The sequence below is a fragment of the Streptomyces sp. NPDC031670 genome (assembly GCF_055580545.1).
The window spans coordinates 30305-52446 of record NZ_JBVILC010000031.1; the positions used below are offsets into that span (position 1 = coordinate 30305).

17 protein-coding genes and 3 pseudogenes are annotated in these 22142 nt (G+C 67.3%); 10 read left to right on the plus strand and 10 right to left on the minus strand.

Going from position 1 to position 22142, the window contains the following annotated elements; genetic code table 11:
* Positions 1-26 precede the first annotated feature (26 nt).
* Genes ACZ5ID_RS34340 through ACZ5ID_RS34355 form a run of 4 tightly spaced genes read left to right on the plus strand, consistent with a single transcriptional unit; the run spans position 27 to position 5300 of the window.
* Positions 27-1046 carry an aKG-HExxH-type peptide beta-hydroxylase gene (locus ACZ5ID_RS34340; protein WP_468905997.1) on the plus strand — a complete coding sequence of 340 codons (1020 nt, stop codon included), beginning with the start codon at positions 27-29 and terminating at the stop codon, positions 1044-1046.
* Position 1047: 1 nt separating this feature from the next.
* Positions 1048-2286, plus strand: coding sequence for an MFS transporter (locus tag ACZ5ID_RS34345; RefSeq protein WP_468906000.1), 1239 nt, complete (start codon positions 1048-1050; stop codon positions 2284-2286).
* On the plus strand, positions 2273-2947 hold the full coding sequence (locus tag ACZ5ID_RS34350; protein ID WP_468906003.1) for a 2OG-Fe(II) oxygenase family protein: 675 nt from the start codon (positions 2273-2275) through the stop codon (positions 2945-2947). The genes ACZ5ID_RS34345 and ACZ5ID_RS34350 overlap by 14 nt, the downstream gene beginning before the upstream one ends.
* Positions 2940-5300 (plus strand): B12-binding domain-containing radical SAM protein, encoded by a 2361-nt coding sequence (locus ACZ5ID_RS34355; protein WP_468906006.1) that lies wholly within the window; start codon positions 2940-2942, stop codon positions 5298-5300. The genes ACZ5ID_RS34350 and ACZ5ID_RS34355 overlap by 8 nt, the downstream gene beginning before the upstream one ends.
* 450 nt (positions 5301-5750) lie before the next feature.
* Here the strand turns inward: ACZ5ID_RS34355 and ACZ5ID_RS34360 are convergent, their stop codons facing one another.
* Positions 5751-6542: an MBL fold metallo-hydrolase gene (locus tag ACZ5ID_RS34360; protein ID WP_468906008.1), complete on the minus strand. Its 792-nt coding sequence runs from the start codon at positions 6540-6542 to the stop codon at positions 5751-5753.
* 84 nt (positions 6543-6626) lie between these two features.
* On the opposite strand from ACZ5ID_RS34360, the gene ACZ5ID_RS34365 reads away from it, so the two are divergent.
* On the plus strand, positions 6627-7244 hold the full coding sequence (locus tag ACZ5ID_RS34365; RefSeq protein WP_468906011.1) for an ABATE domain-containing protein: 618 nt from the start codon (positions 6627-6629) through the stop codon (positions 7242-7244).
* Positions 7245-7676: 432 nt separating this feature from the next.
* Here the strand turns inward: ACZ5ID_RS34365 and ACZ5ID_RS34370 are convergent, their stop codons facing one another.
* Positions 7677-8018, minus strand: coding sequence for an STAS domain-containing protein (locus ACZ5ID_RS34370; protein WP_468906013.1), 342 nt, complete (start codon positions 8016-8018; stop codon positions 7677-7679).
* Between the two features lie 49 nt (positions 8019-8067).
* Between ACZ5ID_RS34370 and ACZ5ID_RS34375 the strand changes: the two genes are divergently transcribed.
* A protein-coding gene (locus ACZ5ID_RS34375) for an IS5 family transposase (RefSeq protein WP_468906064.1) occupies positions 8068-8882 on the plus strand; the annotation gives its coding sequence in 2 pieces (ribosomal slippage) (positions 8068-8428 and positions 8428-8882; 816 coding nt in all).
* Positions 8883-9267: 385 nt separating this feature from the next.
* Positions 9268-10110: pseudogene (locus ACZ5ID_RS34380) on the plus strand (IS5 family transposase).
* On the opposite strand, the gene ACZ5ID_RS34385 reads toward ACZ5ID_RS34380, so the two are convergent.
* The gene (locus ACZ5ID_RS34385; protein WP_468906016.1) at positions 10065-10469 is read right to left on the minus strand and encodes a hypothetical protein; all 405 of its coding nucleotides are present in this window, start codon (positions 10467-10469) and stop codon (positions 10065-10067) included. The pseudogene ACZ5ID_RS34380 and the gene ACZ5ID_RS34385 sit on opposite strands and share 46 nt — an antisense overlap.
* 402 nt (positions 10470-10871) lie before the next feature.
* A complete protein-coding gene (locus ACZ5ID_RS34390) occupies positions 10872-11243 on the minus strand; it encodes a DUF6009 family protein (RefSeq protein WP_468906018.1) in 372 nt (123 codons plus the stop codon).
* A 105-nt stretch (positions 11244-11348) separates the two neighbouring features.
* Here ACZ5ID_RS34390 and ACZ5ID_RS34395 point away from each other — a divergent pair, with 105 nt between their 5' ends.
* Positions 11349-11798: a hypothetical protein gene (locus tag ACZ5ID_RS34395; protein WP_468906021.1), complete on the plus strand. Its 450-nt coding sequence runs from the start codon at positions 11349-11351 to the stop codon at positions 11796-11798.
* A 579-nt stretch (positions 11799-12377) separates the two neighbouring features.
* On the opposite strand, the gene ACZ5ID_RS34400 is transcribed toward ACZ5ID_RS34395, so the two are convergent.
* The 6 genes and pseudogenes from ACZ5ID_RS34400 to ACZ5ID_RS34425 all read right to left on the minus strand — a co-directional run.
* Entirely contained in the window at positions 12378-12941 is a 564-nt protein-coding gene (locus ACZ5ID_RS34400; RefSeq protein WP_468906023.1) for a cysteine hydrolase family protein, read from the minus strand.
* A gap of 223 nt (positions 12942-13164) precedes the next feature.
* Positions 13165-14169: a YcaO-like family protein gene (locus tag ACZ5ID_RS34405; protein WP_468906026.1), complete on the minus strand. Its 1005-nt coding sequence runs from the start codon at positions 14167-14169 to the stop codon at positions 13165-13167.
* A gap of 27 nt (positions 14170-14196) precedes the next feature.
* The gene (locus ACZ5ID_RS34410; protein ID WP_468906028.1) at positions 14197-14382 is read right to left on the minus strand and encodes a DUF1737 domain-containing protein; all 186 of its coding nucleotides are present in this window, start codon (positions 14380-14382) and stop codon (positions 14197-14199) included.
* Positions 14383-14988: 606 nt separating this feature from the next.
* Positions 14989-15293: pseudogene (locus tag ACZ5ID_RS34415) on the minus strand (IS701 family transposase); the annotation flags it as partial.
* A 77-nt stretch (positions 15294-15370) separates the two neighbouring features.
* The gene (locus ACZ5ID_RS34420) at positions 15371-15976 is read right to left on the minus strand and encodes a WS/DGAT domain-containing protein (protein ID WP_468906066.1); all 606 of its coding nucleotides are present in this window, start codon (positions 15974-15976) and stop codon (positions 15371-15373) included.
* 90 nt (positions 15977-16066) lie between these two features.
* A pseudogene (locus ACZ5ID_RS34425) lies at positions 16067-16648 on the minus strand (wax ester/triacylglycerol synthase domain-containing protein); the annotation flags it as partial.
* A gap of 1577 nt (positions 16649-18225) precedes the next feature.
* Between ACZ5ID_RS34425 and ACZ5ID_RS34430 the strand changes: the two are divergent.
* Together ACZ5ID_RS34430 and ACZ5ID_RS34435 are read left to right on the plus strand one after the other, a co-directional pair.
* Positions 18226-20571: an MMPL family transporter gene (locus ACZ5ID_RS34430; RefSeq protein ID WP_468906030.1), complete on the plus strand. Its 2346-nt coding sequence runs from the start codon at positions 18226-18228 to the stop codon at positions 20569-20571.
* Between the two features lie 386 nt (positions 20572-20957).
* Positions 20958-21824 (plus strand): SDR family NAD(P)-dependent oxidoreductase, encoded by an 867-nt coding sequence (locus ACZ5ID_RS34435; protein ID WP_468906032.1) that lies wholly within the window; start codon positions 20958-20960, stop codon positions 21822-21824.
* The last annotated feature ends 318 nt before the right edge of the window (positions 21825-22142 follow it).

Below are 22142 nucleotides of genomic sequence, written 5' to 3' on the forward strand. Positions count from 1 at the left end.
TCCCGTCCCGAGTTCGAAGAGGTCTCATGAATTACGAACGCCATCTCACGTCCTCGATTTTCGGCAACGCGCAGATCATAGCCGAGGACATGCAGAGCATTCTGCACACAGTTGCAGACGTCATTGACCATCACGACGACGGCGCACCGATTGCCGCACTCCTCCGGTCGCCAGGTACGCCTGTGGAACGCATGATGGCTCACACGACCATGTTTCATGCGATTCGCGAGTGGCGGGCCGGTACCACGGACTGGCTTGACCGACTGGCACCTTTCCCCGCGTGTGCACGCGTAGCCATCGGCAGCTTGAGCCGCCCCGAGAACCGGCCTTCCACGTTCTGCGGTGACCTGCCGGTCGAGTTCGTTGCCTACGTCTCGGCAACCCTGACGGCTACACTCGAGAAGGACGGAGCCGGCCACAATGTTCTGGCCGCCGACCTCACCGAACAGCAGTTAGGGAACCTTGATGCCGCCTACGACTGGCTCAGCGAGGTCCTGCCGGCCTTGTCGGCGAGTTGTCTGTCGGCGGTCGAGTTCTTGATCCCCTTCGACGGGCCGATGGAGAGCGGATATCTCCAGGAATTGCCGCGAACCATCCTCGTTTCCAGGAAACACATCACGAACGGCTCCATACCACGGATCGCCGAAGCGATTCTGCACGAAAGCGTCCACGCCGTCCTGGGTGGCTTGCGTCCCACCAGATCACTCTATGTTCCCGACTACGACGAGCGCAGTCCTGACAACCCGGTGGTGCCGATCCCATGGGGCCCGCCTCGGAGCTACCCGGTTGGCCGCTCACTGGCGGCAGCGCACGTGTACGTGCATCTGGCCGCGATGTACGCGGCAGCCCTCAATCGTTTCGGATCGGATCGTGAAGCCGAGACCGGTCTGCGGCTGGCCCATGATCGAGCAAGCTACTTGCTCGGCGCGGTAGTCGAGGGCGGAAACTCCGTGGTCCTGGGGCCGGACGGTCTTGCCTTCCGCGACTGGCTGGCAGCGCCGTTGGCGCAGCTAGCGCCGGTAAGCCCTGCGTCACGAGGCGCGTAACGTGATCGAGGCAGGTCTGTCGTGGCGTCGAGAACTCTCACTGCATACGGGTGCTTTCGTCAACTCGACTGGCGACGGGATCGCTGTCACGGTCGTCACGCTTTCCCTGGCGGCCTCCGGCCATCCGTCGTTCATAGGTGTCGCCATGCTGGCGGCGCTGCTCCCCATGATCGTTGCGGGTCGCCGATTCGGCATGGTGGTGCGGTCCCGCGGCGGCGCCGGCCTGCTGCTGACAGCCATTCTGGGACAGGTTGTTTCGATCACGGCGATCATGCTGATGATCCGGAACTTGACCGTGTCCCACTGCGTTGTGGTGGCGGTGCTCACCTTCGTGACGGGCGCCTTCGGATCCATGCAGGGCCTGCTGACCTCCACCGCCGTCGGGCGTCTGCGCGAGTCGGACCGAGGCCGGTACACGGCGCGGTTGAGCAGTGTGAAGTCCGCGGCAGGCGCGTTGGGGCCGGCGTTGGGAGGGGTCCTCTATGCGGCCGTGGGGCCCCGAACGGCTCTGATCATCGATGTCGCCAGTTTCGCGGCCAGCATGCTGACGTTGTTCGGATTGCGAGAGGTTCTTCGCCTGCTGGGCGACAACACAGCCAGCCGCCGAAAGCCCACACCGAAGCCGTTCCAGATCCTGGCTGAGGACCCTCAGGTCCTGGTGATGGCGGTGACGGTCTTCGTCGTCGCGCTGGGGTCCAGCGTGGAGGGGCCGGTATTCGCCGTCTTCGTCCGCGAGGTCCTCCACGTTGAAGGCCAATGGTACGGATGGTTGAACGCGTTGTGGGCGATGGGTGGTATCGCTGCGGGAGCAGCGTTCGACCGGCTGGCTCCGATCGGTCACCTGCACCTCATTTTCATCGGCGCCGTGGGAGTCGGCGCGGCCGTCATGACGCCAGCCTTGGTGCCGCAGCCAGCTCTCGTCCTGGGCGTGTATGTGCTGGGAGGCTTCTGCAACTCAGTGCTCAACATCGCCGCGGTCAACCTGATGTATCGGCGCCTGCCGCACGATCGACAGGCGGTCGGCTTCGGAGCCTTCGGCACTGGTGCCAACGCTGCCGTATGTCTCGGATACCTCATTGGAATCAGCGTGGTCGCCTACCCCCGGACCGCCGTCCTCGCTGCCGGCTGCTGGAACATCAGCGTCTCGGCCGGCGCAGCTCTGCTGTTGCTTTGGAAGTCACGGTCTGGATCCGGCTTGTCGGCCGCTCAAGAGGAAGCTGTGGTTCATGATTCTGTCTGACGCCGTTTCGGCCGCTGAAGTGTCGGAGCTGTTCAAGGCCCTGGTCAAGGAAATGGCCAATGCGGATGGAACGATCCCTCAACCTGGCAGCCGCGAAGAACGTCCTCTGCTGGTCCTGGGCGGCCTGCTCGATCGTTTCCGGACCTGCGCACGCGAGCCGATCGTCGTGGATCGGGGCTGGCTTCCGGAAGCGACGCTGTCTGCCTTGCTCACCGAGGCTGCGAACCGTCAGCCGGCCTCGTCGAAGTACGACGGTGGCAGATCCGTGGCGCACACCGGTCCGGTCGCGCAATCGGTGCTTCGCTCCCGGTACCTGCGTGAGGTCGTCAAACACGAGGTCCACGTTCCGTTCGCGGAGCCGGTGTCCGCAGGCTATCTGTACTACGCCGACGCTGGTGATTGCTGCCCGCTCCATCTGGACAACGACAAGTACGAGATCAACCTTCTCCTGTGCCTGTCACACACGAGGGTCACTGCCGCCCACGGGTCCGTCACCTACTTCTACACCTGCTCCGGGCTCCAAACCTTCGATCTGGAGCCCGGCCAGGCGGTCATGTTCCACCGGCTGACACCACACGGACGCACGCCGGTCCGTAGTGGCGAACAGGTGTCACTGGCCACGTTCGGATTCAACGTCAAGGGAGGTGGAGCGGATGCCTGAGACGCTGACCGCGATAGGGCCACGAGACAATCCTGAAGTCCTTGTCGTGTGCCCTCCCACGTGGAACGCCCACGCGCCGCACCTCGCCGTTCCGTTGCTGGTGGGCGTGCTCCGAGAGCACGGGTTCAATGCCGCAGGTTTCGATCTCGGTATCGAGACGTTGGACGATCTGCTGTCGCCGGGAGCCCTCGCGGAGATGCTCCGGATGCGTCGCGGGCAGGAGGGATCCGAGGCCGATACCCCCGGCCTCACTGCACGGACCGCGGGTATTCTGGACTCCCTGTTGTGGGCGAAGGCTGTGGTACGTGGCACCGTCGAGGTGTCTCGACGGGAGTTCGACAACGCGGTGCAGCTCGTGAGCGCGGCATGCGACCTGGTCGCGAAGTCCTTCCCAGGGCATGGAGTTTTCAGCCTGTCGCCCCGGGGCCGCAGTTTCTCTGCGGAGTCGTTCGCAGAGGTCTGGGAATTGGCCGGCGACCCGGAGACGAACGTATACCAGTGGGCCTTCAATCGCATTTGGGACACCAAGGTCGCACCGCGGCTCACTACAAATCTGAAGTACGTCGGAGTCAGCGTCTCCGCAGACAGTCAACTCGTGGCTGCGATCACCTTCATCACACGGCTCAAAGCGGCCCGAAGCGACATCAAGGTCGTCGTGGGAGGCAACTACGTGACCCGCATCAGCAGCCAGTGGACCGCGCCGAACCGATTGTTCGACATCGTCGACGCCATGGTCGTGAACGAGGGGGAGGCGGCGTTCCCAGCCCTCATCACGGCATGGAACACCGACACCGGGCTCGACGAGGTGCCCAACGTCCTGTTCGTTCGCGATGGCGCACTCGTGCGGACAAACGTGCAGCCCGTGGCCATCGGCGAACTTCCGGCTCCGGATTTTGACGATTTGCCGCTGGACAAGTACTTCGCACCCGGGCTGGTGTTGCCGATCTTCGCATCCCGTGGTTGCGCTTGGAACTGTGCGTTCTGCGCGATCCCCTTCGCGTCGGGTAACTTCCGGCAGATCGCCTCTCCTACAGTGGCTTCACACATGGCCTACTTGAGTGAGCGACACCGAACGAAGCACTTCATGTTCGTCGACGAGATCCTCACCCTGCACACGCTGCGGAGCCTGGCGCGGGATCTGACAGCTGCAGGGAGCCCCTTCACCTGGTACGCCGAGACCAGGTTCTCTCCGGGCCTGGACCGGGATCTTGCTCATTTGCTCGAGACGTCCGGGTGTCGCAGGCTGAGCTTCGGCCTCGAGTCCGCATCTCAGCGAGTTTTGGAACTCATGGACAAGGAGACCCGGGTTGAGGTCATCGACGCCAACCTGGCGGCCTTGCATGAGACTTCGATGTCGATCCACCTGTTCGTGATCCACGGTTTTCCCGGCGAAACGGAGGATGAGGCCACGGCCACCGTTCGCTTCGCGCGCAGACACATTGCTGCAGCCAGGGCGAGAGGCAACCGCTGGTGGTCGTGGACAGGATCACCCTTCGTCCTGGATCGGATGTCACCGGTTGCTGCCAATCCCGCTCGTTTCGGCGTACGGCTGGATCCCGAGGCGCTCGGAGAGCTGACGCTGAGCCTCCCTTATACGGTGACCGACGGGATAACGCCGGACCAGGCGAGGCGATTTGGCATGTCCGTTGCCCAAGATGCGAGCCGAGACAAGGATGACTGGGTCAGATACCCACGAGTCGCACCCGTTGAGGAGCACCTGTTCCTTGATATCTCAGGAGCATTCCACCTCCGGGCCGAAGCGACAGCGCCATCAGCCGTCTCACTCAGCGACGGATTGCCTCTTACTGAGGGCACAGTTGTCGTGCCCGATGTCCATCCGACAGGACAAGCGGGTACGACACTGTTCAATCCACGTCGCGGAACCTGGGTATTCCTGCCGACCAGTATCAGCGCGTCCGACGGCATACCGGTTGGCGCGCTGGCCGAACAGGGCGGCGCCTACAGTGCGTCAGAAGTGGCCGCGGCTCTTGTCAGCGCAGGTCTGGTCAGGGCGGACTCGGCTCCCGTCGCTGCGCTGCCGCAGTATGTACGCCTCCGCCTGGCGCCGACGACGTCAGTCACTCACGAAATCACGCGAGGACGGCTCACCAACCTGATGCTTGATGTCGATGCGGCCACTCATGCGTCAATGAACCCGCTGTTGGAGGCGCTGAGCCCCGGAATCACGCTGGACGCCGAAAACAGTGACCATTTGCTCAGCGTCCTGTTGGACGGGGAGCCGGCGACCCCGCAAATCGCGGTCGTCGCAGACCTCTGCCGCCGCAGACTTGTCAGCGTGACGGCGAATCGCCGTGACCCCACCCTCAACCAGGTTGAATGGTGTCTTGGCTGATCCTGGTGAAAAGGCGGGCGGCATGGTTGCCACCGACAGGGCAACGCAGCTTGTCACAGCCGCTCACTCCGCAGCCTTTCTGACACGAGCCCCGCGCGCAGCGGCCGGAGCGGTGCGCAGACGTTGGCGCTCCCCCTCGGATGACGCGGGCACCGCTCGCGTCGTGTCCACGACGCAGCCGGGCATACGAAAAGGTGTGGACCGGCCCGGGCATGGCGAAGGCCCGAGCCGGTCACTTCGTCTTCGACGACTCGAGAAACACGTGACGACCGCGCGGGAGATTATGACGCCTGGGACCGAGTGCATCGGCGCCGGGGAGCGGCACTGCTGGGAGATGACGCAGGGGAGACCGCGAAGGGTCGTGCCGGGGCAAGGGCCGGGGCCGGGGCTCGGCGTGCTGCGGGCCCCGGCCCCGGCACGAGCTCTCGGTTCCTGAGGGGTGGTCCGGGCTCAGGCGCGCTGCACCCAGTCCTGGTCCAGGCGGTCGGTCAGGCCCGCGGCGGCGAAGGCCGCCTCCAGAGCGTCGCGGCCCTCGGTGAAGTGGGCCCAGCTGTCATGGTGGACCGGGACAACACGGCGGGCGTCAAGAATCCGGGTGGCTTCGGCCGCCTGCGCACTGTCCAGGACGATCAGGTTGCCGTCGAAGAGCGTGGGGAAGCGGGGGGCGCCGGCGAACAGGAGGGCGGTGTCGATCGGGGCGAAGCGGTCGGCGATCTCCCTGACCGCGTCGAGCGAGGCGTTGTCGCCGCTGACGTAGACCGTCGGCAGGCCCTCGCCTGTCAGGACGAAGCCGACGACCTGGCCGGCGAAGGGCTCGATCTCCTCACGCGCGCCGGGGCCGTGGATGGCCGGGACGCCGGTCACCGTGATGGTGCCGCCGCCCGGACGCTCCAGTTCGACCCTCTCCCAGTCGGCCAGGCCCTTGGCCTTCGCCCCGAGGCGCTTGCCGCCAGTGGGGGTGGTGAGGGTGAGGGGGACGTCGGCGAGCAGGGCGCGGCCGGAGGTGTCGAGGTTGTCGGCGTGCTCGTCGTGGGAGAGCAGGACCACGTCGACGGGGCCGACATCGGCGGGCGTAGCGGTGGAGGGCGCGGTCTTGGTCAGGGTCGGGCCGCCGGGCGCGGGGTAGTCGCCGGGGCCGTCGAAGGTCGGGTCGGTCAGGAAGCGCAGGCCGCCGTACTCGAACAGGGCGGTCGGACCGCCGAACGTGCGGACCGGGAACTGGTTGGCGCTGAGCTGGGACATGACATCTCCGCTTCTCACGAAAAAAATCTGCGGTTAACGTGATGCCAGGCTAGGCAGGTGTCACGGAAAAACGCAAGCGCTACCATGAGAGGCATGGACGACACCCTGGCCACCGACGTGGCACCGACCGCTCTGCCCCCGGCCCCGGGTGCCGATCGGTACCGCTCCCTGGACTTCGCCGACACCGCCGCCACCCTGCCCACCGGCCAGAGCTACGACCTGCTCGCCGCCCCGGAATCCGCCATGCGCTGGCTCGCCGCTCACAACCTGACCACCCCGGACGTGCAGCTGTACGAGTTCTGCGCCCAGCGGATGCGCACCCTGCGCGGACACATCCGCGCCCTATTCACCGCGCGCGTGGACGGTGCACCTCCGCCCGAGGAATCCCTGCACGCGGTGAACGAGGCCCTCACGGCCGTACCCACCGCCCCCCTCCTCGCCTGGGACGGGGCCCAGGGGCTGCGCCGCGTTCAGGCGCACCCCACCGACCAGGCCGTCAACCACGCACTGGCGACCCTCGCCGCCGACGCCGCCGACCTGCTCACCAGTCCCGACGCCGGCATCCTCGCCGCCTGCGGCTCCGCCCCCTGCGACCGGTTCCTCCTGCGCACCCACGGCCGACGCCACTGGTGCTCCACACGCTGCGGCGACCGCGCCCGCGCCGCCCGCGCCTACGCCCGCCGCAGCGGCACCGTGGACTGACGCACCACCCCAGGACCCTCCTGTGGACCGCCCGGCGGCCACGCAAAAAACACCTCCCTCCAGCAGACTGCTTCCGGCGGCTGACCGACAGCCGGACACTCGATCACTGAAGATCACTACTTCGACTCCACCGCCGCACAGGCGGCGTGTACGTCGAGCAGATCCAGCCCGACCTGATCCCGGAGCACCTCTTCGCTCGCCGAGGTGGGGCAGGGCGGAGTGTTCCGATGCTCCTCGACGCCCAACCCGTGCACAAGGTGGTTAAGGTCCAGTAGTCGCAGACGAGTTCCCGCGACCTGACGTCCAGGAATCTTAGAATCCGCGCGCCTTTGGCCTGTGGTCGCGTAAAGAAGCCAGCCCTACTACCGGGTCTGGGGTGAACTCATCAATCGGGCGGCCTCGGCCGAGCTTCAGCGAGAAGCCGGACGGTGATCACGCCGCCCGCAAGAGCGGTCCCACACCGGTCAGCTCGAAGACACGCTCTGCACACAGCGACAGTCCCTCACAGACCAGGACGACCCGGTTTCGCCGCGCGATTTCGCGCGCGGCGAGAAGGGCGTTCACGCAGGAACAGTCACAGAAGGACACGCCACTGAGGTCCACCAGAACGCGACCGGCTCCGCTGGTCACAGCACTCTCAAGGGCCTCACCCAACTGGGGCGAGGTGCCATGGTCCACCTCGCCCGCCACCACGACCACCAAGGCCCCGCGAAACCCCAACGCGCTCGACACGCGAAAGCGTCCGCCAGCCTCGTCTGCCCGGGCACCGTCCACGGGACCAGCCTCTTAGACGCCGTTTCCTTTGAAGGCGAGGGTCGTTGTGCTGGGCATGGCGAGTCTTGCTGAGCGGTTGGTGCCGGATGAGTTGTGGGAGTTGTTCCGGCGGGTGGTGCCTGAGACGGTGGTGGTACGTCCGCAAGGGGGTGGTCGTCGGCGGTCAGGGGACCGTGAGTGTCTGGCCGCGATCGTGTTCGTGGCGACATCGGGCTGCACGTGGCGGCAGGTTCCGCCCGTGTTCGGGCCGGCCTGGCCGACCGTCTACCGGCGCTTTGCCCGCTGGAGTGCGGACCGCGTCTGGGCCCGTCTCCACCGGGTGATCCTGGACGAACTCGGCGCCCAGGGAGGCCTGGACTGGTCACGCTTCGCCATCGACTCGGTCAGTGTCCGGGCCCTCAAAGGGGGATCCTGACGGGACCGAATCCGACCGACCGTGGCAAGAACGGATCGAAGATCCACCTCGTCACCGACCGGTGCGGTCTTCCGGTCGCGGTCGCCATCTCCGCTGCCAACACCCATGACAGTCTCGCGCTGAAGCCGCTCGTCGCCTCCATACCCCCGATCCGCAGTCGCCGCGGACCGCGCCGCAGACGCCCGGACAAGCTCCACGGCGACAAGGGCTACGACTATCCCCACCTGCGGCGATGGCTCCGCGAGCGCGGAATCACGCCTCGTATCGCCCGGCGCGGTGTGGAGAACGCGCAACGTCTGGGACGTCACCGATGGGTCGTCGAGCGAACCATGTCCTGGCTTTCCGGCTGCCGCCGGCTCCACCGCCGTTACGAACGCAAGCCCGAACACTTCCTCGCCTTCACCGCCATCGCTACCAGCCTCATCAACTACCGACGACTCACCAAGTGAAACGCCGTCTTAATCGTCGGGCTCGGCTCGGGGAAGCGCCGCGAGACCCACCCACGCACACCCTGCTCCCCGTTCCCGTCTCATTCGCCGCCGACCGGAACCGTGCCCGGGTTCAGCGGATCTTGACGCAGAGGGATGGCACGCGGTCGGCGCTGGCAGGTGATCCTCTGGCGATCAACGAAGCCCGATCGTCGGTTAGGTCCCGGACGAGTCTCCGGGCCGCCCCCCAGACAGACCGGGGATACAAACCATTCCCTTCAGAGCTGGAACCCCCGGAAGCCGACCGCGTGTTGGAGACCGTAGCCGCAGCCACTGACAGCTGTCGAACCTTTAGACATGGTTTGTGATGGCGTGATCGCTCGTTGAGCCGTGCGTGACGGATCTGGTGGAGCGGTTGGTGCTGGACGAGTTGTGGACGCTGTTCCGGCTGGTGGTCCCGCCGACGGAGGTCATACGCCCGCAGGGCGGCGGGCCGCCGACGGGGCCGGGGACCGCGAAGGCCTGGCGGCGATCATCTTCGTGGCCACCTCGGGCTGCACCTGGCGGCAGCTGCCGCCGGTGTTCGGGCCGGCCTGGCCCACCGTCTACCGGCGCTTTGCCCAGTGGAGCCGGGACCGAGTCTGGGCCAGGCTCCACCGCATCGTCCTGGACGAACTCGGCAGGCGGGGTGAGCTGGACTGGTCGCGGTGCGCGATCGACTCAGTCAGTGTCCGGGCTGCCAAAGGGGGCGCCACTGACGGGACCGAATCCGACTGACCGTGGCAAGTTGGGATCGAAGATCCACCTCATCACGGACCGGAACGGCCTGCCGGTGTCGCTGGGTATCTCCGGCGCCAACATGCACGACAGCCTCGGCCTGAGGCCGCTCGTGCGCGGGATCCCGCCCATCCGCTCCCGCCGCGGAAGCCCCGACAAGCTCCACGCCGACAAGGGCTACGACGACGACCACCTGCGGAAATGGCTCCGCCAGAGGGGCATCCGCCACCGCATCGCCCGCAAGGGCATCGAGTCGTCCAAGCGGCTCGGCCGTCACCGCTGGGTGGTCGAGAGGACCGTGTCCTGGCTGGCCGGCTGCCGGCGCCTGCACCGCCGCTACGAGGGGACGTCGGAACACTTCCTCGCCTTCGTCGGCATCGCCGCAACCCTCATCGGCTACCGAAGGCTCATCAGCTGGGGTGCCGACTATCCGACGAGCCGTTCTGCCGCTTGGCGGTACTGCTTCGACTGAACTTCCGCCAGTTCCCACAGAGCAGGCAGGCCGTTCTTCCGGAGCCGGCCTTCCGCATCCTGCTGGCAGGCCAGCTCGAAGCGGACGAGGCTGTCGAAGGTGCCGATACGGATGGCGGACGGCCAAGCTGCCACCGCCTCCGACGCCAGGTCCAGCCCCTGCGCTGCCACGATGTCCTGCTGCTTTGGCTTTGTCAGCACCATTACGGCGAACACCACAGAGGTCCAGCCTCTGACGAAGTCATGCCCCGCGAACTCTGCCGGGTACCTGGCGTCCAGCGACCAGCTCTCGGCGAAGGCAGAGCTGAGCAGGTCGTCGTCGAGTTCGCGGCCGTCAAGAAACGCCACGATGTTCGTCACTCCCGCCATGATCAGGCTGTAGCGGTCGAACAGGGCCGGCTCGCTCCGCCAACACCTGCATAGCTCCGCCCAGCCGGATGGCCGCCGCGCAACACAGCGCCTCCCCAACGGCGTCAAACCTCTCGTCCACGATCCCCCAGCCCCTGGCCCAGCCCCAATGGAGGGCAACAACCAGGCACGATAACCGCAAGGGCACCAAAGGAAACGACGTCTTAACCTCCTGCACCAACTGCGGCATGCTGTCGTACGTGGACCTCAAGAAACTCACCCCACGGGGAGGAAGGTGCCCCGTCTGCCACGGCGTCTGCTTACCGAGCAGCATGTCCACCCCGACCAGCTAGTTTTCGGTCGTCACCTGAAAACAGGCCTAGAATGCCCGTTCATCGCAAGACCCGTGGCCGGTTACCTGCTGGAGGCTATCGCCGCAACACCCCGCTGGGAGCGCGGCGTCTTCTCCCCCACCCGGCGCGGTTCGATGGTGCGGGGGTCGACGGCTTCTCCGGGTGCGCCTTGCTGGTAGACGCCGTCGGGGTCGCTGTCGCGGTCGTGCGGCAGGAGGAAGAAGACGCGACGCAGTTGCAGGCCGCTGTCGGGGTCGGCTTCGGCGTCGGGGGTGAGTTCGGTGTAGCCGACCATGCGTCGTCCGTCGCGGGCGTAGCGGGGCTTGCCGCGGCGGCGGGTGGTTTTGTCCAGGGCCTGGCGGACGTAGTCGAGGCGGTCGGTGTCCTCGAGCCAGACGACATTGTCCTCGTGGGCCAGTTCGCTGTCGGTCATCGCACGGTCCTCCCACCGAGGGTGCAATGGTCCAAGGGCGCGGAGCCTCTCTGCGGGGAAACCAGCCGGAAGTCGTTTGTCAGAGGTGGGTGCCAAGATCACAGCATGGGAGTTATCTATGGATACTTTGCTGCTGCCGACGATGACGAGGCGGTGCGCGCCGTGGTCCGCGAAGACGGCGAACCAACCGCGACGGGTTATGACGGGTTCGACGTCAACGGGATGGGTCCGACCACCGACCTGCTGCCGGCGGAAGCGGCTCTCACCGGACGGTCGGCCGAGAGTGTCCAGGCCGACCCGCGGCATGGCCATCTACTCGCGAGTATCGACGAGGGCGAGCTCCTGTGCCTGACGCTGACCGATTCCCTGCGTGATGCACTCGCCGATGCCGATCCGTCCTTGCTGAAAGAGGTTGCCCGCGAGTGGGTCACCTCGGATGTGTTCTGGACGCCCCCGGATCCAGAGAGGCTGGCCGAATTCCTCACACAAACGGCCGTCTTGGCCAGCCGGGCGGTGGCGCGGGGACAGCGTCTCTACTGCTGGATCTCCGCCTGACGAGCATGTGTGGGGCATGAGGTCCGTCTTCCTGTTCAGGCCGCGATGGCTTTATCAGTGAGTTCTGGTACCGGTGGTCGATCGTGTCCGCGGACACCGAATCCGGCCCAAGGCGAGCCGCTGACCTGCGTCGGCTGGATTGAGGGGCAAGGTCGCCGTCCAGCAGGGATCCGGCCTAGGGTCGCTGACCTGCGACGACAAGACTGGTTGGCAAGGAACGGCGCTCGGGCTGAGCTCAGTGACAGCGGACAGATCGGCGGCGTCGCCCGGCGTCGGCGGAAAGTGATATCGCTGAGTTTGACACCGCTTGAGTGCTTGCGGTGGGACCATCGGGTGCTCTGCGTGATGAGGGGGCGCCGATGCCACCGAAGTCCAAGGGCGATCTGTACGCGGCGATCCGCCGCGATCGTCGACCGGCTCACCTTCGGCGGCAACCGCATCGAGACCCGGCCCCGACTCCTACCACCTGGCCCTCACCCAGGCCCGCGCAGCAGCACAGAACGCCGCCGGCTGACCTCACCCGGCCGGCGCAGGGCCATGCCCGTCGTGCCCCGCACGCAAGGGTCCGGACCGCCCCCCCTATTGCGGCGCGATGGCTTTGAGCCAGTCCTCGACGGCGACGACATCTGCCCACTGCGGGAACAGCTTTTCGGTGAGCATCGTGTGCACCTCGGGGTCGGTGTCGAGGCAGGCATCCGCCAGGACGGTGAGGCCGAAGTCCAGGTCGATGGCGTGCCACAGAGTGGACAGCACTACAGCGCTGGTGGCGATGCCGGTGAGAACAAGACTGTCGATATCGCGAGCCCTGAGTACCAAGTCAAGGTCGCTGCCCGAGAACGCGCTCCCCCGCCTCTTGGTAACCACCACGTCGCCCTGCTGGGGCGCGACGTCGTCATGGATCTCGGTGCCAGGGGCCCCCTCGGTGAACAGGCCAGCCCGCACAACGTTTGTCATCACCCTGTTACGAGGACTGACTTCCGGATCGCCCGGCCGTAACCCCATCACCACGTAGATCACGGGAATGCCAGCAGCCCGGGCACCGTCGATCGCGCTGCGCAAGCGCGGCAGATATCCGGAACCGTCGTCGGCGATGGCCACCACGTCCCGTTGGACGTCCATCACCAAAAGTGCGCTGCTCGCCATGCTTGCCATCCCTTCTCCGTTGGGAAACAAGAGCAAGTCTGGTCGATCAACCGAGCCACAGTGAAGGTTTCGGAGACCCTCAGCAGCGTCGCACCCCAGTGCGCCCATGACCGGTGTCGGTTCTCATCGACAGTCTCTTGCGCTGTGATCACCAAGTGCTGTCCAAACTCGCTGATAAGCGGTGTCGCCCGTCAGTTACCAAGCCACGTCCAGGTGCTCCAGCTCACATCCCGCATCCCGCATGGCTGCTCAACCTCGGAGGCGGGGGTGTCGTGGCGCACCGCCCTCGTGAAGACAGCCCGGCCTGTCGGCCGCAGGACACGGTGCAGCTCGCGAAGCGCTGCAAGGCGGCCCGGGGCGAAGGAGAGGACGCGCTGACCTTCTCAACCCGCCCAGCCAGAGCCGCTACCTGCTGCGCGAAGTCGCCGCCCGGCGGCGCCAGCACTTCGCGCATCACCGTGCTCCACTCAAGCCGCGGCCCGGGCGCGGGCACAGGCCGGGGTTGCGGGGCCGCGGTGAAAACCTCTTCCTGGCAGGGGGCGTCGCGGGTTCCGGCGATGCAGGTCGGTCGGGATTGCATCGCTTCGGTGAGGGCCCGGGACAGGGCGATGGGCGGGGTGGGGTGGCAGCCGGAGCGGGGAAGCAGAGCGGGAATTCCTCGCTCCATACGAGAGCCAGGCACACCGGCAGGCCGTAGGCGTTTTCGACTGCGCTGATCTCCACTTCCATGCCCACTTGGTACAGGGAATCGAGAAGCTGTCGGCAGTAGCGGTCCTGGACGGTGGCCGGGTGGATGGGGAGGCGGCTGGCTCCGTGGCATGGGGTCGTCGTCGGCGAGTACGTCGCGTTCGATCACCTCCAGCACGGCGTGCAGGACCGCCTCGGTGCGGGTGTTGCCGCAGGCGAGTCCCGTACTGGTGGTGTGCCACAGGTCCGGCTCCCACAAGCGGCGTGCCGCACCGCGGCAGATCAGGCCAGCCCCCGCAGGAGAGTTGGCCTTCTGGTCAGGACACCGGTGCACGTCACCCAGTCGACCTCCACCGCCGCCAGGTCCGGATGGCTTCTGGCGCACGGAAGGGTCGTTCAGGGGGTAAGACACGTCGAGATCGGAGGCCGCGGCATTGAGGGCGATGCGCGGTGGGTGGTCCCCCGCGCACGCGAAGGTGGGTCCCCACGCCCGCCCGCGGGACGATCCCCTTCCGGTGCTCCCCGCGCGCGCGGGGACCACTCTTCCTGAGCTGCATCGTTAGGGTTCTTACGACCGCGTCGGCCAGATCAGCGCTTGGGCGACGATGACGTTCTCACCGTTGAAGGTGACGGCGGGGCCTTCGTACAGTTCGTAGCCAAGACTAATCGCCTCGCTCACCCGGTGGCAGAACGTGGCGTCGTCCGGTCCGGTCAAGACTCGGTAGACGGGCAACCCGTCCGGTGGTGTGTTCATGAGCGAAGGATCTCAGGCAAGCTCCAAACGCCCATGAGCACCCCCAGCTCAATCGCTCCCAGGGTCGTAAATATATACACACCGACAAGTACGCCTACGTCTCAGCAAAACTTGGACCGGATCACCCCGCCTGCGCATGGACCACTGACTCGCGGCCGGCGCCGAGCTCGTCCCGAGCGGTTCACCCCCCCCCTGCGCGGGGAGCACTCTTCCTGAGCTGCATCGTTGAGGACACTTTGCAACTTCTTGACCCATCCTGGAGGGCACCAGCAGAACCTCCTCACGGCCTGTCGGGCCGATCCTCGACTTCCGCATTTTAGACCTCACTTACCTGCCGTGGCGTCTGATCTGAGGCAGGGGTAAGACACGGGTCGCCGCGCCAGCGCCCGCTGAAGTGAGAGCGGCCCTACGCTGCCAGGGTGCCGCCAGCGCAGCCCTTCACTTGGGGCAGTGTGATGAGATGAAGTTCCTCCCCTCGTGAGTGAAGTAGGTTCGCTACCGGTCGACTTGTATCCCGGAGGCCCGGTAGGAAGATCGCGACGCGGGCCTTGACATCCACCCCGCCGAACACACCGCCCACACCAACTCCTCTCCACCTGCCGCAACCCCGACATCAGGCGCCGTGGCTGGATCCGCCAGCAGCAACTCCAGACGGAGCGCGTTGGCCTGCTCGTGGTCCCAGGTCGCCTCCGAAAGGAGGAACTGCAGCCGCTACACCGCCGCATGCTGGGCACCCACCACCGGCTCGGCCCCGGCCAGGCAGGTCAAGGGGTTGTTCCGGTCCCGCGGCAGCAGCAGCCCGGCGAGCTACTCACGGCACGCCGCCGGGCCAGCATCCCGAACAGCCCATCGAAACGGGCGGCATAGCCTTCCAACGGACCGGGCACGGGCGGGCCCGGCAACCGCGTCATCTCAAGCTTCACGTAGGCGAGGTGAGACTCTCACTTCCGGCGTACTACCGCCACGACCCGCCGTCAACAAACCACCGCTAGGGGGCGCGGGTGGCGAGCGTCTCCACACTGTCGGTGAAGGCAGTGGCGAGCTGCGGCAGGTGGGCACGTAGGCTGTCATGGGCGGTCAGAGCAACCGTGTGTGCGTCCGCGTAGGTGGTGAATACTGCGAGCAGCGGCATCCGGGGCGGTAGGCAGGAGAAGAGAGCGGACTCCTCCACCTGGCAAGGTCCCAGCCGCAGTGGCGCCTCGCATAGACGGACGTTGGCGCACGAAGTTGCTCGCATCCACGGGTTGGCGAAGGTCAGTTCACTCAAGGCATCTACTGACACGGGCCCCAGTCGGCACAAGGAGGTCATGAGCTGTGCGGCGCCGACCGCGGTACGCCGCTGCTTGTGGTGAGCCATGGCCTGCTGTACCAGGCGCAGTCTTTCCACGGGGTCCTCGACGTCCAAGGGGAGGCGCACCCGCACCGGGAAGGCGAGGTTACCCAGGTGATGCTCGGCGGCCCGGGCGGGGCGCATGCTGACCGGAACAGCGGCGTAGACACCAGACGGCCGGGGGCGGTCCCCGAGCACCTCGGGCATCGTGCTCAGGGCGCCGGTGAACGCGGCGAGGACCACGTCGTTGACCGTGACAGCCAAGTGAGGGAGTACTCTGCGGGCGGCGGCTACAGCCTGGCCTGACACCGTGCCCCGTGCGGCGACGCGCAGGGTTCCGGCCGGGAGGGTGCGGTGGTGGCGGGGGGCAGGGCGGGCGATGTTCCGCAGGATCTCCGCGACCGTCCGTGCGCCGGTTGGCGGGCGGTAGAGGGGAAAGGGCACGGCTGCGCCCGGCGTGGAATCGGGAGAGAGAGCGGCGGGGCCGTGGCACAGCAACCGTACGAGCACGGCCAGGGATTGGCCGTCGAGCAGGGCGTGGTGGGCGCTGAGCGTCACAGCCTGCTGCCGTGTCGCGGATTCCGTGAGCAGCCGCACCTCCCACAGGGGCCCTCCGGGATGAAGAGGCAGGGTTCGGCTGAGCAGCCGGGAGATGGCGTCGTCAAGATGGTCGCCGGGGGCTAGTAGTTCGTGGACCACTGGCTGGGGAGGGGTGTGTCCGTCGGGGGCCAACCAGCGGTAGGGCCGGTGTGGCTGCCCCTGGTTGTCGGCGTGGGGGCGTAGCCACAGACGGGGGACCGTGCGCCAAGCCTGTTCCACCCGGTGCGCCAGTGTGGGCAGGGGTAGTGGGGGGCCGGACAGGCGCAGAAATGCGACCACGGTCATGGGGGTGTGCCGCTGCTGCAGGGAAGCCATGAGGCAGTCCACTGTTGCCATTCGGGCGGTGGGGGCCACGGCGTTTTGCTCCTTCAATGACGGCACCCCGCGCGCGGGGGCGGCGGACGGCCGCCGGTGGCCGCCTCAGGGCGGTGGACAGTGGCGGTGTCGCCGTTGGCGCAGTGGCCACGCGCAAGGCTGAGTTGATGCGGGTTCGGGAGTGAGGCACGGTGACGCACGCGCGCCCTGCCTGCAAGCCCCCAGGAGGGTATGCGGAATGACCCATCGCGGGTGTGGGGCGGTGGGCGGTTGGTCTACGAGCGGGATATGCGCTCTGCCGACGCCGTCGTGAACGGCGTGGTGTGCACGGTCCTCGATGAGGGGGGCTGCGAAGCGGTCGCGACAGGTGGCGTTGGCCGGATACGCGGCTGCGATGCCCACACTCGCCGGCTCGGGCATCGCAGGGCCGCGGCGACCTCATCGAAGTCGGCGGCAGTGCGGGTCACCAGCGTCGGGTCATAGCTCGTAGCCGCTGTCGGCCAGGCGGACGGCGAAGGCCCGGCCCATGCCAAAGGTGACTCTGGTGATGAAGGCGGTGGGCACAGTGGGGGCTCACACTGGCTGGAGGAAGCCGTCAGACGTGGATGGCTCCGTGGTGTCGACCAGCCCCTGGAAAGGGCGGACGATAGACCTGACTTCCACAACTCCACGGCCATTTCCCCGTGGTGAGGCAGGGGCCACGGCACGTACACCCTCCCATCGGTCGGGCCATGGGCTGCGGCCGAGCGGACGAACTCGGTGGTGCGGTCGCCCTCCACGGTGAACAAGTTCATTTCCGCCACTGCCCTGGGGCACTGCCAAGGCTGATGACATCTTGACGGCACCGAGGTGGGCGATAGCGGTGCGTTCGGCGACTACCACCTGCGCGTGGGGCAAGGTGCTGGGTCACGGCGGCGGTCGACCACGGCATGGCCTTGGTTTTCGAAGAAGGCCACCAGGCGCTCCCCGGCACCGGCGCCGCGGGCTGCCCGTGTGGGGCTCCCCGACGGTCAGCACCGTACACGGCCACCACCGCCAGCACGACGTCAAGCAGACACCGCCCGTTGGGCCGCTGAGACGGCAAGATGCTCATGGCTGACCTTCTCTGTAGCGGCGTCCGATTGCCTCACAGTGGGCGCGCCTGGGCCAGCGCACGGAAGGCATCCAGGGACGACAGCGACGCCTCAGCTCCGATGCCGAGCAAATCGCTCGGCGGCAACGGGGTACAACGCGGACACTATCGGCTCGCGCGCGATGAGGTGACGTGCCGTCACCCGTACTGGTGAACCTCATCGACACGGCTCAGACCCCCAACCGCCTCTCCCCCCAGAGGGGCTTGTCGGCAGAGCCTTGTCAGTCCAGTGCTCGGCCTTTCGCGGCGCGGATGCCTATTGGAGTTTCTCTATGATCCACACTGGCCGACCGGTAATCCCCCTGCCGGGCTCCCGTTTCTCAAAGCCCACCATGGAGTTCCTCAACGACCGTGGCATCACCGACCTCACCCGGCGCGCCCCAGATCCGGCTCGGTTACCAGGCGACCGCCCCGACACCCCCACGGGCCAGCCACTGACCCGCCCCGCCGCGAGGAGCCATCTCACATGCGCCAAGACCCCCCGCTCCCCCGCGGCCTGCTCGCCGCACCGCTGGCCGCCTTGGCGCGCTGGGCAGCCCGGCGTCGCCGCGGCATCCTGACCGCCGCCCTCCTCTTCACCCTTACCGGCGGACTGCTCTCCTCCGGCGTGGCTGGCCACCTAGCCGACGGCGGATGGCTCGCACCCCAATCCTCCTCCGCACTCGCCCGCGCTGTGCTCAACCGCTCCGACCACGGCGGTCTCCCGCCCGTCCTGCTTCAGGCCACCGGCCCCGGCACCGTGGACAGCGCTCCGAACCGAGCGGCCGCCATTCGGCTCGTGGAGCGCCTGCGCCGCATCCCGGGCGTGCGCGGAGCCGACTCGTACTGGACCGGGCCCGTCGGCCCGGCCGATACACCGGCGCTCCCACCGCCGCCCCCAGACCCGCTGCTGCGCTCCACCGACCAGCGCACGGCCCTGATTGCCCTGTGGCTCAGCGGGAATGAGCACGCCCAACGCGTCGCTGCCGAAACGGCGGTGGCTACCGCCTCCCGCTACCGCGGCCCGCTGCGTATCCAGGCAACCGGCGAAGCGGTGATCACACGCGCCGTGGAGCGCGCCAGCGAACGCGCCATACTGCGCATGGAAGTGCTGGCCCTGCCCGCCACCCTTGTGCTGCTCATCCTTGTCTTCGGCAGCATCCTCGCCGCCTGCCTCCCCCTCGCCGTCGGGGCCGTAGCCATCATCGGCACCGCAGTCATCCTGCGCGGTATCGCCGCCTTCACCCCGGTGAGCACCTTCACCCTCAGCCTCACCACCGCTGTCGGCTTGGCCCTGGCGGTGGACTACAGCCTGTTCATCGTCGCCCGCTACCGCGAAGAAACGGCTGCCGGGCTACCCCACCTGCAGGCCTTGGAATACGCCACCGCTGCCGCCGGGCGTGTCATCGCGGTCTCCGCCGGCACCGTCGCCGTCTCCCTGCTGGGCCTGCTGCTTTTCCCGCTCTACTTCCTGCGTTCCATCGCGCTCGCGGGCATCAGCGTCGCCCTGCTCGCTGCCGTCGCCTCCCTGCTGGTCATCCCGGCCGCCCTTGCCTGCCTTGGGGAACGTCTCGCCTCCCGCGACCGCCTCGCCCGCTGGCGTACCGACCCGCGAGGCGCCGGCCGCTGGTACCGCCTAGCCACTGTGGTGATGCGCCGCCCCTTGAGTGTTCTTGTCCTCACCGGCGCTCTCCTGCTTCTGATGGCTCTGCCCTTTCGTCACGTCGCTTTCGGTTCCCACGACGAACGCGCCCTACCCCGCGACGCTCCAACGGTCGAAGCCGCACAGGACCTGCGTGCGCGCTTCCCCCACATGCGTACCGAGATCGACGTCGTATTGCCGGGGTGGCAGCCCGCCGACCGCACACGCACCGACCAGCTCGACGCCTACGCCCGCCGCCTCTCCGCGCTCCCTGGCGTGCAAGGGCTGCGGACCGCCACCGGCATCTACCTCGCCGGTTCGCCCATTGGCAGCCCTTGCACCGCCCCAGCGAAAGTGCGGGCGGCGGATGCCTGCGACCGCGCACACCGGTTTGCCGGCCCGGGTGGCACGTGGATCGCTATCAGCGCCACCGCACCGCCTTACACACCCCCGGCTGCCGCCCTCGTCCACCGCCTCCAAGACCAGCCAGCCCCCACCCGGGCCGTCATCGGCGGGGCCACCGCCGAATTTCTCGACTCACAAGCCCTCATCGCACGAAGACTCCCCGGTGCCCTTGCCGTCGTCGCGGCAGCCACGCTGGCCCTCCTTTTCGCATTCACCCGCAGCCTCTTCCTCCCCCTCAAGGCCCTCCTGCTCAACCTCCTCAGCCTGATGGCCACCTTCGGAGCGATCGTCTTCGTTTTCCAAGAAGGGCACCTGCGATGGCTGGTGGGCGACTTTCAGCCCACCGGCACCACCAACCTCATGGTGCCGCCGATCGCCTTCTTCCTGGCCTTCGGGCTGTCCATGGATTACGAAGTCCTCCTGCTGGCCCGCATCGGCGAGGCCCACCGCCGTGCTCGTGACACAGTCCGTGCCACCGCCGAAGGGCTCCAGGCCGCCGCGCCGCTGTTCACAGCCTCCGCCGCCCTGGTGCTCATCGTGCTTCTGGCACTGGCGGCCAGCCCGGTAGCCAACCTGAAGTGCATCGCCGTCACCGTCGCCCTCTCGGTGTGCCTGGACGCCATTGTGATCCGGCCGCTCCTGGTGCCCGCAGTCATGCAACTGGCCGGAGCGGCTAACTGGTGGCTTCCCCGACCTCTGCAGTGGCTCTGGCCCGAGACCCCGCATTCCACCCGTCGTCATGACGCCAGCCTCGAACCGGCAACCCAGAAGGGAACCCCGGCATGACCCCTCCCGCACCCCGCCCGCCATACGGCCACCTCGAAGAGCCCCAGCCCGCTTCCCAACCGTGAAAACCTCGCCGAGCGCCTGCTCACCGCCTGACCCAGGCACTCCTTCGACCCCGACGAGGCCTCGCCTGGAACCAGCCCCCTGGAACCGTTCCGGTGGTTCCGGCCGCCGGAGTTGGTCTCCTCTACGACACTCCTCTGGGGCAGCGGATGCCGCTCGAGCTGAGCATCGAACTGTCCCGGCACGCCTTGGAGCAGCTCAGGAGCACGGCGCGGACGCGGCGGCGTGGCGGCGCCTGAGGCGTAAAAACGAACAGCCCCTGACCGACGCACTCGACAAAGACCGAGGTCGTCCTCGGCACCCCCATCCCGTGAAAGGGCTCCATGCCTCTCTACGACCTCGCCGGACACACCGTCGTCATCACGGGTTCCACTGGCGGACTCGGCTCAGCCCTCGCAACCGCCCTACGCCGTAAAGGCGCCCACCTCGCCCTCCTCGACCTCGACGCGACCACCCTCGCCACCCAGGTCGACACACTCGGCGGCCCGGCGGTGGCCTGGGCCGCCCACGCCGACGTACGCGACCTCGACAGCGTCCGCTCGGCCGTCGACGGCGCCGCCGAATACTTCGGCCGCATCGACGTCGTCGTCGCCAATGCGGGTGTGAGTGCTATCGCCCCGACCTCCGTTCTCGACCCCAATGCCTTCGAACGCATTGTGGATGTCAACCTGAATGGAGTCTGGCGCACGTTCAAAACCGCCCTGCCCCACGTCGAGCAGCAGCGCGGGTATCTGCTTGGCATCTCCTCGATAGCTGCCTTCGTACACTCCCCGCTCCAAGGCCCCTACACCGCTACCAAGGCCGGAGTCTGGGCGCTGTGCAACAGCCTCCGCATGGAGGTACGACATCTGGGCATCGGCGTCGGCACGGCCCACCACACCTTTTTCAAGACCCCCATGATGGACGCAATCCACACAGACCCTGCCGGTAGCCTTCTGTGGGGCGGAAACGAACGCGGGTTGTGGCGCATGACGACGATCGACAAGGCAGTACGCAGCATCGTCTCCGGCATCGAACGCCGCGCGCAAACCATCACCACATGCCGGACCCATGCGCTGGTGGCAAGGGCTCCTGGCCTCTTCCGTCCGTTCGTCGACCGCTTCGGGTTCACGGCCGCCACCGTCACCCAGGCAAGTGCGGTTGCCTCCTCGGCCGACTGCCCCCGGCCCGCTCCCGCCCGGCGCCCATGACCTCGGCTAGGATTCGTGCGCCTCACCACAGGAGGCCCTTACTGGCTCTACAAAAAGGGCTGAGCGGGCAGGCCGGGCTTCCATAGCTCGACGGCCATCTCCCCGTGGTACAGCAGGGGCCAGCGCACGTAGGTCCGCGGGGCAGCTCCAACTCGGTGGTGACTGCCTCGCACACCGTCAGGCCCTGCCCGTCGCGCTCGTCGGCGGCAGGTAGAACCGGGCACGAAGGCGGCCGGGGCACCGTCTCGACCGCCTGGCGCCAGCCGGGATCGGCAAGGACGCCGTCGTCGGCGAGGGCCTTGGCCAGCGCCTCACGCA

What these genes read in the sequence shown, in the direction of transcription:
- ACZ5ID_RS34340 (WP_468905997.1), top strand. Translation starts at nt 27, where the DNA reads ATGAATTACGAACGCCATCTCACGTCCTCGATTTTCGGCAACGCGCAG.
- ACZ5ID_RS34350 (WP_468906003.1), top strand. Translation starts at nt 2,273, where the DNA reads ATGATTCTGTCTGACGCCGTTTCGGCCGCTGAAGTGTCGGAGCTGTTC.
- ACZ5ID_RS34355 (WP_468906006.1), top strand. Translation starts at nt 2,940, where the DNA reads ATGCCTGAGACGCTGACCGCGATAGGGCCACGAGACAATCCTGAAGTC.
- ACZ5ID_RS34360 (WP_468906008.1), bottom strand. Translation starts at nt 6,542, where the DNA reads ATGTCCCAGCTCAGCGCCAACCAGTTCCCGGTCCGCACGTTCGGCGGT.
- ACZ5ID_RS34365 (WP_468906011.1), top strand. Translation starts at nt 6,627, where the DNA reads ATGAGAGGCATGGACGACACCCTGGCCACCGACGTGGCACCGACCGCT.
- ACZ5ID_RS34390 (WP_468906018.1), bottom strand. Translation starts at nt 11,243, where the DNA reads ATGACCGACAGCGAACTGGCCCACGAGGACAATGTCGTCTGGCTCGAG.
- ACZ5ID_RS34395 (WP_468906021.1), top strand. Translation starts at nt 11,349, where the DNA reads ATGGGAGTTATCTATGGATACTTTGCTGCTGCCGACGATGACGAGGCG.
- ACZ5ID_RS34400 (WP_468906023.1), bottom strand. Translation starts at nt 12,941, where the DNA reads ATGGCGAGCAGCGCACTTTTGGTGATGGACGTCCAACGGGACGTGGTG.
- ACZ5ID_RS34410 (WP_468906028.1), bottom strand. Translation starts at nt 14,382, where the DNA reads ATGAACACACCACCGGACGGGTTGCCCGTCTACCGAGTCTTGACCGGA.
- ACZ5ID_RS34430 (WP_468906030.1), top strand. Translation starts at nt 18,226, where the DNA reads ATGCGCCAAGACCCCCCGCTCCCCCGCGGCCTGCTCGCCGCACCGCTG.
- ACZ5ID_RS34435 (WP_468906032.1), top strand. Translation starts at nt 20,958, where the DNA reads ATGCCTCTCTACGACCTCGCCGGACACACCGTCGTCATCACGGGTTCC.